Annotated in this window: 14 protein-coding genes and 1 pseudogene; 4 read left to right on the forward strand and 11 right to left on the reverse strand. The window is 55.5% G+C overall.

What is annotated here, in order from left to right:
* Nucleotide 1 precedes the first annotated feature (1 nt).
* Entirely contained in the window at nucleotides 2-709 is a 708-nt protein-coding gene (locus ABUK73_RS06565) for an SH3 domain-containing protein (protein WP_353576577.1), read from the forward strand.
* Here ABUK73_RS06565 and ABUK73_RS06570 read toward each other — a convergent pair whose 3' ends face one another.
* The 4 genes from ABUK73_RS06570 to ABUK73_RS06585 all read right to left on the reverse strand — a co-directional run bounded on the left by ABUK73_RS06570 (nucleotide 710) and on the right by ABUK73_RS06585 (nucleotide 3,759).
* Complete coding sequence (locus tag ABUK73_RS06570; protein ID WP_353576750.1) at nucleotides 710-1,300, reverse strand: hypothetical protein; 591 nt, start codon at nucleotides 1,298-1,300, stop codon at nucleotides 710-712.
* 100 nt (nucleotides 1,301-1,400) lie between these two features.
* Nucleotides 1,401-2,435 (reverse strand): CHAT domain-containing protein, encoded by a 1,035-nt coding sequence (locus tag ABUK73_RS06575; protein ID WP_353576578.1) that lies wholly within the window; start codon nucleotides 2,433-2,435, stop codon nucleotides 1,401-1,403.
* Between the two features lie 183 nt (nucleotides 2,436-2,618).
* Nucleotides 2,619-3,179: a PIN domain-containing protein gene (locus ABUK73_RS06580; RefSeq protein WP_353576579.1), complete on the reverse strand. Its 561-nt coding sequence runs from the start codon at nucleotides 3,177-3,179 to the stop codon at nucleotides 2,619-2,621.
* A 241-nt stretch (nucleotides 3,180-3,420) separates the two neighbouring features.
* Nucleotides 3,421-3,759: a hypothetical protein gene (locus ABUK73_RS06585; protein WP_353576761.1), complete on the reverse strand. Its 339-nt coding sequence runs from the start codon at nucleotides 3,757-3,759 to the stop codon at nucleotides 3,421-3,423.
* 41 nt (nucleotides 3,760-3,800) lie between these two features.
* Between ABUK73_RS06585 and ABUK73_RS06590 the strand changes: the two are divergent.
* Nucleotides 3,801-3,905 (forward strand): annotated as a pseudogene (locus ABUK73_RS06590) (transposase domain-containing protein); the annotation flags it as partial.
* Here the strand turns inward: ABUK73_RS06590 and ABUK73_RS06595 are convergent.
* The 4 genes from ABUK73_RS06595 to ABUK73_RS06610 form a co-directional block, all read right to left on the reverse strand.
* Complete coding sequence (locus ABUK73_RS06595; protein ID WP_454892331.1) at nucleotides 3,856-4,482, reverse strand: recombinase family protein; 627 nt, start codon at nucleotides 4,480-4,482, stop codon at nucleotides 3,856-3,858. The pseudogene ABUK73_RS06590 and the gene ABUK73_RS06595 sit on opposite strands and share 50 nt — an antisense overlap.
* A gap of 30 nt (nucleotides 4,483-4,512) precedes the next feature.
* The gene (locus tag ABUK73_RS06600; RefSeq protein WP_353576580.1) at nucleotides 4,513-4,824 is read right to left on the reverse strand and encodes a recombinase family protein; all 312 of its coding nucleotides are present in this window, start codon (nucleotides 4,822-4,824) and stop codon (nucleotides 4,513-4,515) included.
* Nucleotides 4,825-5,751: 927 nt separating this feature from the next.
* Nucleotides 5,752-7,266, reverse strand: a complete 1,515-nt coding sequence (betC, locus tag ABUK73_RS06605) for a choline-sulfatase (RefSeq protein ID WP_353576581.1) — start codon at nucleotides 7,264-7,266, stop codon at nucleotides 5,752-5,754.
* A 16-nt stretch (nucleotides 7,267-7,282) separates the two neighbouring features.
* Entirely contained in the window at nucleotides 7,283-8,236 is a 954-nt protein-coding gene (locus ABUK73_RS06610; RefSeq protein ID WP_353576582.1) for a choline ABC transporter substrate-binding protein, read from the reverse strand.
* Nucleotides 8,237-8,331: 95 nt separating this feature from the next.
* Between ABUK73_RS06610 and ABUK73_RS06615 the strand changes: the two genes are divergently transcribed.
* Nucleotides 8,332-9,231, forward strand: coding sequence for a choline sulfate utilization transcriptional regulator (locus ABUK73_RS06615; protein WP_353576583.1), 900 nt, complete (start codon nucleotides 8,332-8,334; stop codon nucleotides 9,229-9,231).
* 10 nt (nucleotides 9,232-9,241) lie between these two features.
* Here ABUK73_RS06615 and ABUK73_RS06620 read toward each other — a convergent pair whose 3' ends face one another.
* A complete protein-coding gene (locus ABUK73_RS06620; protein ID WP_353576584.1) occupies nucleotides 9,242-10,093 on the reverse strand; it encodes an AraC family transcriptional regulator in 852 nt (283 codons plus the stop codon).
* A 118-nt stretch (nucleotides 10,094-10,211) separates the two neighbouring features.
* Between ABUK73_RS06620 and ABUK73_RS06625 the strand changes: the two genes are divergently transcribed.
* A complete protein-coding gene (locus ABUK73_RS06625) occupies nucleotides 10,212-11,417 on the forward strand; it encodes an MFS transporter (RefSeq protein ID WP_353576585.1) in 1,206 nt (401 codons plus the stop codon).
* 56 nt (nucleotides 11,418-11,473) lie between these two features.
* On the opposite strand, the gene minE is transcribed toward ABUK73_RS06625, so the two are convergent.
* Nucleotides 11,474-11,734, reverse strand: coding sequence for a cell division topological specificity factor MinE (gene minE / locus ABUK73_RS06630; protein WP_113089075.1), 261 nt, complete (start codon nucleotides 11,732-11,734; stop codon nucleotides 11,474-11,476).
* Entirely contained in the window at nucleotides 11,731-12,543 is an 813-nt protein-coding gene (gene minD, locus ABUK73_RS06635) for a septum site-determining protein MinD (protein WP_113089074.1), read from the reverse strand. The genes minE and minD overlap by 4 nt, the downstream gene beginning before the upstream one ends.
* Between the last annotated feature and the right edge of the window lie 28 nt (nucleotides 12,544-12,571).

The raw sequence follows: 12,571 nt of genomic DNA on the forward strand, positions 1-12,571 counted from the left end.
CATGTCCGCACCATACAAGGGATTTTGGATCATTGTTGGAATGACTGTCGGCGCGGTCGTTATCGCGAACTCGACAGCGAAACCTCGTCGTTCGTCGACCACAACAACCTCATCAGACTACTCATCCACGCACCGGGTTCCCGGTACACCATCGACGACGTTTTCAAAGCCGGTTGCGTCAGAACGGCTGCCGTCATCTTTGCCTCAGCCCACAGAAGAGGTCGCGGGTCTCAGCCCGGTCGTTAATCCGCCGACGTTGAAGACCGAGGTCGCCTCAACCAGCGCCGTTACGGCGGAAACACGCTCCATTGATGGTGACTTCCAGTTGGCATTCGACCGTGCGATGGAAAGCGTCGTGGCAATACCCAACCCACCGGCGGACCAAACCGCTACCGCGGCAAACGTCGCTCTGCCTCCACCTCTTCAACCCAGAGAGATCGCACCAGCACCCGCAATTTTCGTCCAGCCGGCTACTTCCCTATCAGTCGATGAAGACGGCGAACTAAACGGCAACGCTCGTGCACTTACGACTACCGATCTCAACCTACGTGCGGGGCCAGGGCCGGAGTATTCGAAAGTTGAAACCATGGCCAAGGGTAGCGAGGTGATAATTCTGGAACGTCCGGGAAAATGGTGGCGTGTGAAATCGAAGATGACGAACGCCGAAGGCTGGATAAACGGGACATTCGTGACCGCGGCGAAGGGCTGATTAAAGGATGCCTTTGGCTCTGAAATCCGCCCCCATCTTTGATGCGGTATCCTCGCGGGCGTCGAAAGCTGACACACCCTCCGCCAAAAGCTGCCGAAAGTGGTTCCATGCGCGAATATGTTCTTCAGGGTATTCTCGGAGAGCATCCGGCAGAGCTACGCCGCGGCGGTATGGCGCATTGAAGTCGCCGTCACTATTCAATCGCCACTCTATTAACGGGTCGGGGATAAACTGGAATTGGCTAGGACTGGGCACTAGCTGTGGTGTCATACAAAACCATTCGCCGTCGATCCTGACTACCGAATGCAGGATGAGGTCGACCCCATAGACGATCCATCCCGCAACGTGGCGGCTACGTCCCTCGGTATCACTAGCTTGTTGCGCGGCGCAGTTTGAGTGACAATGGTAAGCTACCATTTCGGCAGCAATCAGTTCATGATCAGGCGGGCGCATCACAGAGACGCGTGGGAAGTTCAAAACCTCAGCGAGTGTTGAGGCTTCCCATTCGCTGGCGGGAAAAGCCATATTTTCCATGTTGCGCCGCGCCAGTTCACCGAGTTCGCGATTCTCGCTCTCTGACAACAACTCCATACCGCGCACAGCCCTTTCTTCCCGGATATCACTCCAGTTCAAAAAATCAGTCGAGCAACTTGTGGGTTCGACGTCCGTCGAAACCGCGAATACCGAGCCGTCAATCTGGTGTCACTAGCATAAATGCGCCGATATCCACGTCCTCCCGGTATACGCATTCTGGAAGATGATCTTCGGCCGAGTCGAGCATTGAAAGTATCGCGCGACCTTGGTTTAAGGCACCTTCGACAGATTGGGCGCTGCCTATTGCGGAGTAGAACTTCGTAGCGAACATAGCGGCTGCGATATCGGTTATTGATTCCGACATCGCCACTACAACTGGCACCGAGTCCAGAAGCGTTTCTACGCCTTCCAAGGTATCACAGGCATTCAGAACGAGAAGTCGCGGAGGCTCATCAGTTGCAGATAGGAACTTGCCCAACCGGTCGAAATTCATGACGACGCCCGCTGGGTTTTCAACACTGCCGTTGTCGAAAAAAATTCCTCCGCCCCCTCCATGTCCAGAGAAGTGGACAACGTGTGGACGTACATCATTTAACCCACGCAGCATGTCATCGTAGGTAGCCGCCGGGAGATGGCTGATCTTAACTCGGTCGCGGTACAATGTTCCTTTCAGCTCATTTTGAACGTTTCTGATTTCAACGTCCGTTCGAAGTGCTCCCGGGCCGAAAGCATCCGAATTTGTGGTCAGATAAAGTACTCGAAGGGGTTCAGGTTTGGGGGCTTGGATCGCAAGCCTTGCCCTTCGCAAGGAGGTCACCTGCCTCACATGATTAAGTTCCTCTCTTCTCACCTTTGCTGTTTCCCGGGAAAGTTTGTCACGATCCGATTTTTCGGCCGTCGAAAGCGACTTCTGCTTGTTGGCTTTCTGCGCAGCCAACGCGGCGAGCTTTTTCCTTGCATCAGCCACTTTGTTTTCCGCCGCTGCAGACTTCTTCATCGAGCTCTCTGCTTGTCGGAGATATGATGATCTTGAAGATGTCGACTTCGACTTGAAAGCCGCCTCCGACCTTTTAGCCCCTTCCGAAGCATACTTGTTCGCTTCCCGGGTATATTTTGCCAGATCGGACTGGGCATCAGCCTCCTTTTTTAGGATTTGCGCTAATTCCCGGCGGAGAGACTCAGCTTGGCTCATTTCGATCTCCGGAATCAAAGTTTCTTTAATTTAGAACCTGCCCCTTTCTAAAGCCCAAATACAACCTCAGCCGGTACTTTATTAAGCTTTGCCATCCATAAAATGCGCAAGGCAGCCAACGCCTGTAAGACATTGGCTGCCTTTAAGGTCATCAATCAGTGCGAATGATTGATAACCGGATTGTTAGTCTGAGAACGGACGGGCAACTTCATTCTTCTTTAAAGTTGCCCGTCTTTCCGAGATCGACGTAACGTGTAGTTGCGCGGCGACACTGCCCCAATCAAATGTAAGGCTTTCTTTCGTGGCAGATCGCCAACCCTGGCTTTTGAGGTCGTAGAGCCCCGGAAGCTCGAAGTACCGATCGATCCTCAAAAAGGCATCGATCCCAAAGCAGGCGAGTGGCAGATCGTAAGTGATCGCGGTTGCGGCAATTGCAACATGGTATCCAAAACCTGGATGCGCGGCCTTCGGGTGCGGAAGCCAAAGCGTTTTGAGCTGCCGACACTCAAGCATTGCTGCCAGAACTTTTGCTTTTTGTTGCTCACGGCCAGAAACAAGTGGCCAGTCGCTGGAGACGGACGAAAGCCAATCACGAAGCTCGAATGCCTTTTGAGGATTCGTTTTAGTGATACGATGGATTCCACGCTGGATGTCGATCAAAGTCTCGTCGGAGAATACGAATGAGTTCCTGGAGAGGAATTCCAAGACGTGGGCATCTTGCCTTGGTTTGGAAATCTCACTCACGAGGCAGGTCGTAGCTAGATATTTCAATGATTTGCTCCGTTTTGTTCAGTCGTGATTGACTGCAGGAGCGAAAATGACCGCAAATCACCGGCGTTCGGTTAAAGTCACGAATTATTTCCAGTATTTTTGATTTTTTTGGCGAGGAGGGTCGCCGTGAGCGGCTATCCGCTGGGTGATCTGATTGACGCTGGATGTATGCGCCACCGACCTCTTCGACTGACCAAGCTTAGCACCCGAAAACTTAAATATGAGTAAAGACGTCCGGCACCGCGCAACGTTTAGCCGTGTCCGACTGCGCCCAGTGTTCACGCTTGGCCGTAAGTGCGGATGAAGCGAAAGAGAATTGCGACAGCGCTTGAGAGCAAAGTGACATAAAATAGCGCTTACTGACCAAGACAACCCAGGGAACAAAAGGAACAGCCCAGCAAAACACCTCTCGCCGATTTTGAACGTTGACGGAGCAGAAGCCGGCCTGCCGATCCAAACAAGAAAAAGAGACGTCAACCAGCTCCAAAGCAAAATGCCAAAATCGAAAACCGAGAAATGGCTCCATCAGGCAGCAGATGGGCAAACGATTCACGCGAAATCTATGGAGATAAACGAGTAGATCGCAACAGGCACAAGCTCAACGCCGTTGATCCATTTAGCTACCTGAGAAGTGCGCTACCGGCCCTCGTTAATGGCCATAAGCAGAGCCAAATCGCTCATCTCCTGCCTTGGAATTACCGGGTGGATTAGACGGTCGGAAGGTCGTTTTCCGGAAGCGAGGTAGAGCTTGCCTCCGTTTTGCTTTTTTCCAAAGTGAATCCGACACAATCCGAAGCGTCGGAACCTCTTGAATGATGTGTTGCTCTGGCGAGTTGAGCCTAGACACTCGGAGTTCGGTCACTGGGTTCTTTCGGTACACGAGCCTATTGAACACCAGGCGACCGATGTACATCTGATTATTCAGAATTCCGCTACCTCTTCGCCGATGTCCCCGGATCGCCGTTCCTCTCCAAGCCTGCCCGCGAGGGCCAGGTATACCCTGCCCATTGAGAATTTTTGCAATGGCGTCGGGACTTAGGCCCTTCACATATTGCTCAAATATCCACACGATCACGGCCGCTTCGGCGGCAATGATGTCCCTCAGGCCACGGATCGGTTCGCCGTCCGCTCCAATCACCTTTTTGACCGAATAGCCGTAACAAATGCCGCCGGGAACTCGGCCCGTCTTCGCTACGGTTTTCATGCCCTCCCTGGTTCGATATCGAACCTGCTCCAGCATCTCGCTATTCAGGACCGCCCTCAGGCCAAGTTCCATAGCTGACACTTGAGAACCACCGTGCACTGTTCAAAGTTCAATGTCGTGGAACTGGAGCAGCTTCAACACTTTTGCACTGTGTTCCAGGTCTCGCGACAGCCGATCAAGCGTAAGACAAAGCAGAATATCATAGGCTGCTTCTCGCGCCCCACTCAGCGCAGCTTGAAGGCCCGGCCGTGTTTCGAAACTAGCGCCGCTAATGCCAGCGTCAACAAATGTCCCGCTCAGCTTCCAACCACGCGCCACAACGAACGACGTCCCCAGATCAAGTTGGGTCTCGATTGAAGCTGGGTTCTGTTGATCTGTTGAATACCGCGCGTAAATAACCACCCTCTTGCACATATTGGCCTCCCGATAACTATGGCAGGCAAAGGTATCACGACGGAGATTTGCTCAAGTGTTTATCGACATGTGTAGTGTTCAAAAGTTGAGCCAAGGTGTGAACGGGGCTTCGCTACCACATATCAGAACCCTTCGGTTCCGAACCGCCTATATGGCCAAGCCGGTAGAGTTGAGTTCAGCGGTAGATTCCGGAAACATTGGAGACGGTCCACATGTATCTGCTGCTGCATACTTCAAGAAGTGATCGAGCACGTGCACAACTGACGTGCCACGCAGACAGCCCCAGTGCCTAGTTTCAGCGCCCCGTGACCTTTGCCGATGCATCGAAAAAGATGGTGCAAATTGGCGAACAATAAAGCTCTACGGTGCTTGAGGGCGAAGTCGCCTTACGGCCTTTTAAACGTCGGACGAGCTCAAGGGAAAAGTGCCCACATCAAATTCCGCGAAACGACCCCGATCAGCCAGCAAATGGACGAACCAATCCAGCAAAACCAGATACCGCACTTCGCAAGCACACCCATACGAGCGAATGGTGTCTACGAGAGGATTCGAACCTCCGACCCCAGGATTCATACCACTTCGACTTTTGCCGCCGCTTGCGCGTTCGTGGTCTGGACTGTCCCTTCACCATGGACCTTTTGGTCTTTAGGTGCTGCCCATCCAGTCTCTACACCTTCACCGGATTTCTCCGGAGCTTGGCTCGGGATTGGCATGCTGAAAGTTCAGCGAAGCGTTCCCCGAATTTGAGCAGATCGATTACGGCGTTTCCGACCGTAACCCCCAATTTACAACTAGGAATCCTGTGCTCTATCCTGCTGAGCTACGTAGACATTTCTCGTTTTTCACGGGGCTTGGATACCTCATTAGAGAAATTTGGGCAACGTCCTTTTGAGATTTAAGCGCAATCAATCCGGTGCCGCGTGGCATTCACTCGCCTCTGGGGTATCGCTGGTTTTCTTCCAGCACGTTGAGGTCCATGTGGTTTCGCATATAGCGCTCGGAGGCTTTCTGGAGGGGTTGGTAGTCCCAGGGGTAGTAGGCACCGTTGCGTAGCGCCTTGTAGACCACCCAGCGGCGCGCCTGACTTTCCCGAACGGATGTGTCGAAGGACGCCAGATCCCAGCGTTTGTTGATCTGTTCCATCAAGGAAGCCAGTGTCTCGGCATGCAGGGGATCGCTGCCAAGATTGTTGCGTTCTTGCGGATCGGCCTCCAAATCGAACAGCATCGGTGGGTCCTGCTCGCAGATGGAAAGCTTGTAGCGGCCATCGCGGATGGCAACCAGCGGGGCGATTGAGCCTTCTGCGGCATATTCCATCGGCACGGGGCTGCGCCCTGCGGTTTCCTGCGCAAGGCCGGACAGGTCTTCGCCATCCGTCCATCGTTTCAGCGACGTAATGTCGAGACCTGCGAGTGCGCACAAGGTTGGCGTCACATCGAGTGTGGAAACCGGGGCGTCGATGCGTTTTGGTGACCAGCCGGGCGCGGAAATCATCAAGGGTACGCGGGCGGAGCCTTCGAAGAAGCACATCTTGAACCACAGACCGCGCTCGCCCAACATATCGCCGTGGTCGGACAAAAAGAGGATGGTCGTGTTCTCATCCATTCTCGTGCGCTTCAGCACATCGATGATCTCGCCGATCTTGTCATCGACATAGGATATATTGGCGAAATACCCCTGCCGCGCCCGGCGAACCTGTTCGGGCGAAATATCGAACGCGCGGTGATCGCAGGCTTCCAGCAGGCGTTGGGAATGCGGGTCCTGCTCGTCAAAGGGCAGTGCCCCGACCTGTGGATCGAGTGCTGGGCTATCCTCGTATAAATCCCAGTATTTCCGTCTAGCGACATAGGGGTCGTGCGGATGGGTGAAGCTGACGGTCAGGCACCAGGGGCGGTCATCGAGCCCGCGTGAGAGATCGTAGAGCTTGCGGGTTGCGTGGTAGGCAACCTCGTCGTCATATTCCAACTGGTTGGTGATTTCGGCCACGCCCGCACCGGTAACGGAGCCGAGATTATGATACCACCAGTCGATCCGCTCCCCCGGTTTGGAGTAATCAGGCGTCCAGCCGAAATCCGCTGGATAGATATCCGTGGTCAACCGCTCTTCAAAACCATGAAGTTGATCCGGCCCGACGAAATGCATCTTGCCGGAAAGGCCTGTGTAATATCCCGCCGAGCGCAAATGGTGCGCATAGGTCGGGATATCTGACGCGAATTCCGCGGCGTTGTCATAGACGCGCGTGCGGCTGGGCAGTTGACCAGACATGAAGGACGCGCGCGCCGGGGCGCAGAGCGGGCTGGCCGTATAGCTGTTGGCGAAGCGCACCGAGCGCTCCGCCAAGGCCTTTAAGTGCGGCGCGTGGAGAAAATCCGCTGGTCCATCCGGGAAGAACGTGCCGTTCAACTGATCGACCATAAGGATGAGAATATTCTGACGCGTCATGCACTTAATCCCGAAATTACAGACCGATGGAAGCCTTTACAGCCTCTCCACCCGGTTTGCCATCCAGCGTGGTAACGCCGGAGAGCCAGCCATCGACGGCCTTTGGATTGGCCTTCAGCCATGCCGTTGCCGCCTCCTGTGCGCTCTGCCCGCCAAGGATTTCGCCCATCAGCTTGTTTTCCATGCCGACATCGAATTTTAGGTTCTTGAACAGGGCCGCCGCATTCGGGCACTGCGCCGTCCAGCCGGTACGCGCCAGCGTGTAGACCTGCGCGCCACCGAAGTTCGGGCCGAAATAATCGTCACCACCGGAGAGATACTCGATGGAGAATTTCTCGTTCATCGGATGCGGCGCCCAGGCGAGGAACACGACGCCCTTTTTGGATTTGCCTGCACGGTCCACCTGCGCCAGCATGGCCTGCTCCCCGGATTCGACCAGTTCCCAGCCTTTCAGGCCGAACTTCTCATCGGCAATGATTTTCTGAATGTTCTGGTTGGCTGGGGCGCCGGGCTCAATGCCGTAAATCTTGTGGTCGAATTCATCGCCATGCTTGGCGAGATCGGAAAAATTCTTGATGCCTTTTTCCGCCATGTAGGACGGCACCGCGAGGGTAAATTTTGCGCCTTCAAGGTTCTGACCGATGATCTCGATGGCCTTTGCGGAGTTCAGATCGTCGATGAAGCTTTTCTGCGCGGGCATCCAGTTGCCGAGAAAGACGTCGATTTCCTTGTTCTTCATAGCCTGATAGCCAATCGGCACGGAAAGCGTCTTGACGTCGGCCTCATAGCCCAGTGCGCCGAGCAGGACGGAAGCGACACCATTGGTGGCCGTGATGTCTGTCCAACCGGGATCGCTCATTCGGATGGTCTTGCATGCAGCGTCATCGGCGGCCTGCGCATTGCCGGCGAAAGCAGCAGCGATAAGAAGAAGGCTCGATGTCAGCTGACCTATACGAAGTTTCCTGTTCATTGCTGTCCCTCCTGATTTTCCAGAATTTTAGTCAACAACAGATTGATCTCTGCCGTGAAGCGGATAATTTTTGATATCTGGCAAAAGGAATTTTTATGGCAGAACGACCGATTGATCTGGGATGGATGAGAATGCTGGTGGAAATCGGCAAGCGCGGAAGCCTGACGGCAGCTGCACAGGAACTCGGCCTGACCCAGCCCGCCGTGAGTTACCAGATGCGCCGTCTGGAGGATGAGTTGGGCGTTAAGCTTTTGAAGCGCCAGCATCGCGGCGTGGAACTGACGCAGGAAGGCACGAGGCTCTATGAACTGGCTGCGCGCAATGTGGCCGAGATCGATCAACTGACGGGCGAATTCAAAGCCACGGAACGGCCCACCGTTCGGCTGCACATGGACTATGCTTTCTCGTCGCTCTGGCTCATTCCGCGCATGCAGGATTTCCGGGCGCGATATCCCGATATCAACATGAAAATCGCCGCGACCCAAAACCCGAGAAGCCAGAGCGCCGATGATGATGACGTGCTGATTATTTTCGGCAGCCGACTGGAGGCAGGAGACAATGCCACGCTTCTTTTGCCGGAGAAAGTCAGACCTGTTTGCGCGCCAGGTTTTCTGGACTGTCTGCCTGACGAAGCCAAAGCCGAACAATTCGCCAAGTTGAAACTCGTTCATCTCGACAGTTCATGGGCATCGACATGGTTCGATTGGGCGAGCTACTTGACCCATGTCGGGGTGAAGAGAAGCTCAAGCCAAGGCCGGGGCGACATCAGCTTCAATACTTATTCGCTCGTCGTTCAATCCGCAGTCGAAGGTCAGGGGGTGGCGCTTGGCTGGTCCGGTCTGGTGGACAATCTTTTGGAAAGTGGTGCGCTGGTTGGCGTCGGGCCAACATTGGAAGCGCCGGAGCGGGGCTACTGGTTAGTCGGCTCCAAGGACAGAAAGGCGGCGGCATCGAAACTGGTGAACTGGCTTCTGGAACAGGCGAAAGACAGCTGATTTTGCATGCTCACGCCTCGGCAGATGCCAGCGTATTGCGCATGCCCGATGACTTCAGATAGGCACTGGGCGAACTGCCCAGCATGCGGCGAAACATGGTGGTAAAGGCAGATACGTTCTCGTAACCCGCATCCAGCGCCACATTCGTCACCGTCTCACCGCTTGCAAGGCGCGGCAGAGAGGCGAAAATACAGGCTTGCTGACGCCAGGTCACAAAGCTCACACCGGTTTCCGCCCGAAACACCCGGGTGAATGTGCGGCGGCTCATGCCAAGCGTCTGCGCCCAATCATCGATGCTGGCATTGGCTTCCGGCGCCAAAAGAAAGTGGCGGCAGAGTGCAGCAATGTTGGCGTTGGCTGGAAAAGGCAGCCCGAGTGGCTGTTCAGGCAACTGGCTGATTTCATCCATCATCAGTTCCATCACCAGCTCCCGCCTGCGCGCATTCGACCTGCTTGGATCGTCACGGACCAGTTCCTCGATCAGATTACTCGCCAGAACCGTCACCTCCACCACACGCGGGCGGTCGGAAGTGATCACATCCGGATGCACATAGACGGAATGCATCTCGACCGGGCTGATCATCTCGCTGGAATGCTGCAAACCGGCGGGAATAATGAGGCCGTGGCCGGGTGGGATCATCCAGCGCCCATCGGCTGTGCTGACGATGACGACGCCGCTGCGGGCGAACCAGAGCTGGGTCTTCTTGTGCGAGTGGACAGGCCCTTTTGAACCGGCAGGATAGATGCGGCGCAGAGCCAGCACTGACTCATTAGTGCCGTCGATGAAGGACAGAAGCGCGGTATGGGCCTCGTACTCATCATCATGGCGTGGATAGTCTATAGCGGATCGACGGCTGCGCATTTGGCCCACTCTCGAAAGAAATAGACCAAAGCACAAAAGCAGGCCGCGAGCAATGGGCGTACAAGAGCCGCAAATTGAAGACTTGCCGTCCTGTGACGGATATGCGGAGAAAATCAACATGGCGAGTGTGACCAGCACGAGCTTCACAGCCGAAAAAACGACGTTTTCCATCATTGCAGCGGCGAGCTTTTGCCACATGCTCAACGACATCATGCAATCCCTGCTGACGTCGCTCTACCCGCTTTTGAAGACGAATTACGCGCTGGACTTCGTCCAGATCGGCTTACTGACCTTCGCCTTTCAGGTCACCGCTTCGCTGTTGCAGCCAGCCGTAGGCATTGCGACGGACAAATGGCCGATGCCGTTTTCGCTACCCGTCGCCATGCTCTCCACCTGTGCGGGTCTGATAACGCTTGCCTATGCTCACAGCTTTCCAGTTCTCGTTATCGGCGCTTGCATGATCGGCATCGGTTCGGCCATTTTCCACCCTGAAGCGTCCCGCGTTGCGCGCGTTGCCTCCGGCGGTCGCCACGGTCTGGCACAATCCTTCTTCCAGGTCGGTGGCAATACGGGCACGGCCATCGGGCCGCTTCTCGCAGCCTTCGTCGTGCTACCCTATGGGCAGGAAAGCCTCAGCTGGTTTTCGCTGATTGCTCTTGCCGGTTTCGCCGTTCTGTCATGGGTCAGCGTCTGGTACAGCCGCCACCGCCGCAGCAATGCAGGCCGCCCACCCGTCAGCCGCACTTTGCCCCTGTCCAAAAACAAGGTGCTGATCACACTGGTCGTGCTGCTTATTCTGACGGCCACCAAGAATGCCTATCTCGCCAGCCTGTCCAGCTACTTCACCTTCTACACGATCGAGAAGTTTGGCCTTTCAGTTCAGGATGCGCAGTTGCTGCTCTTTCTGTTCCTCGGCGCGTCGGCTGCGGGCGTGTTCTTCGGCGGCCCAATCGGTGACCGTTTCGGATCGCGCATCGTCATCTGGTTTTCGATCTTGGGCGTCATTCCCTTCGCCCTCATGCTGCCCTACGCCAACCTGTTCTGGACGGCAGCGCTTGTCGTGCTGATCGGCTTCATATTCTCCTCGGCATTTTCGGCCATCGTCGTTTTTGCTCAGGAACTGGTGCCGGGACGTGTGGGGCTGATTGCCGGCATGTTCTTCGGCTTTGCCTTCGGCTTCGGCGGCATCGGTGCTGCGGTTCTCGGCGTCTTTGCAGACCGCGAAGGCATAGAGTTCGTCTACCGCCTTTGCTCCTACATGCCGCTGCTTGGCCTGCTCACGGTTTTCCTGCCGCGTCTGCCCAGCCGCAGACACGCACATTAAGCCCACAAAAAAGCCGCCCGGACGATCATCCGGGCGGCTTTTTCATTTGGCGTTTATCAGGCGGCGCGCAGACTGGCGCTCAGTGGAATTTCAACGTCGATTTCCAGAAGCGAGACATGCTCATCGCTGTCCATCTTGACGTGAACCTTGTCGCTGTCGATCTGCACGTGCTTGGCGATGACAGCGAGAATTTCCTCACGTAATACCGCGACCAACTCGTTGCCGACGCCGTTTCGCTCATGGGCCAGCAAAACCTGCAAACGTTCACGGGCAAGAGGTGCCGATTTCGGCTTGCGGAAAAGGCTGAAGATGCTCATGCGGCCCTCCCGAATATCTTGGAGAATATGCCACGCTTTTCACCCGGAATAACGATAGGCAGATCTTCACCGCAAAGACGGCGCGCCGCATCGAAATAAGCCATGGCAGGTGCCGACTTTGCATCGGCCAGCGTCACAGGCGCACCGACGTTGGATGCGCGCAGAACGTCCATGCTTTCAGGAATAATTCCCAGCAGCGGAATGGAAAGAATTTCCAGAACGTCGTCTACCTTCAGCATGTCGCCACGCTCAGCGCGAGCTGAATCGTAACGGGTCAGCAACAGGTGCTTTTCCATGCGCTCGCCGCGCTCGGCCTTCAGCGTCTTGGAATCCAAGAGACCGATAATGCGGTCAGAGTCGCGAACGGATGAGACTTCCGGGTTGGTTACGACCACAGCAACATCCGCATGGCGCATGGCAAGCGTCGCACCGCGTTCGATACCGGCCGGGCTGTCGCAGATGACCCAGTCGAAATGCTTCTTCAGTTCAGCAATGACCCACTCGACACCCTCAGGCGTCAAGTTATCCTTGTCGCGCGTCTGCGAGGCGGGCAGCAGAAACAGCGTGTCGAGACGCTTGTCGCGGATCAGCGCTTGAGGCAGCTTGGCGTCGCCCTGAATGACATTGACCAGATCATACACGACGCGGCGTTCCGCACCCATGACCAGATCGAGATTACGAAGACCGACGTCGAAATCCACGACGACGACTTTTTCTTTCTTCTGTGCCAGCGCTGCACCGAGCGCGGCGGTCGACGTTGTTTTACCAACGCCTCCTTTACCGGAAGTAACGACGACTACCTTCCCCATCCTGCTCTCCTGTTCTTGCCGCATGCGG

This window comes from Agrobacterium vacciniicorymbosi, from assembly GCF_040427045.1.
Classification (GTDB): domain Bacteria; phylum Pseudomonadota; class Alphaproteobacteria; order Rhizobiales; family Rhizobiaceae; genus Agrobacterium.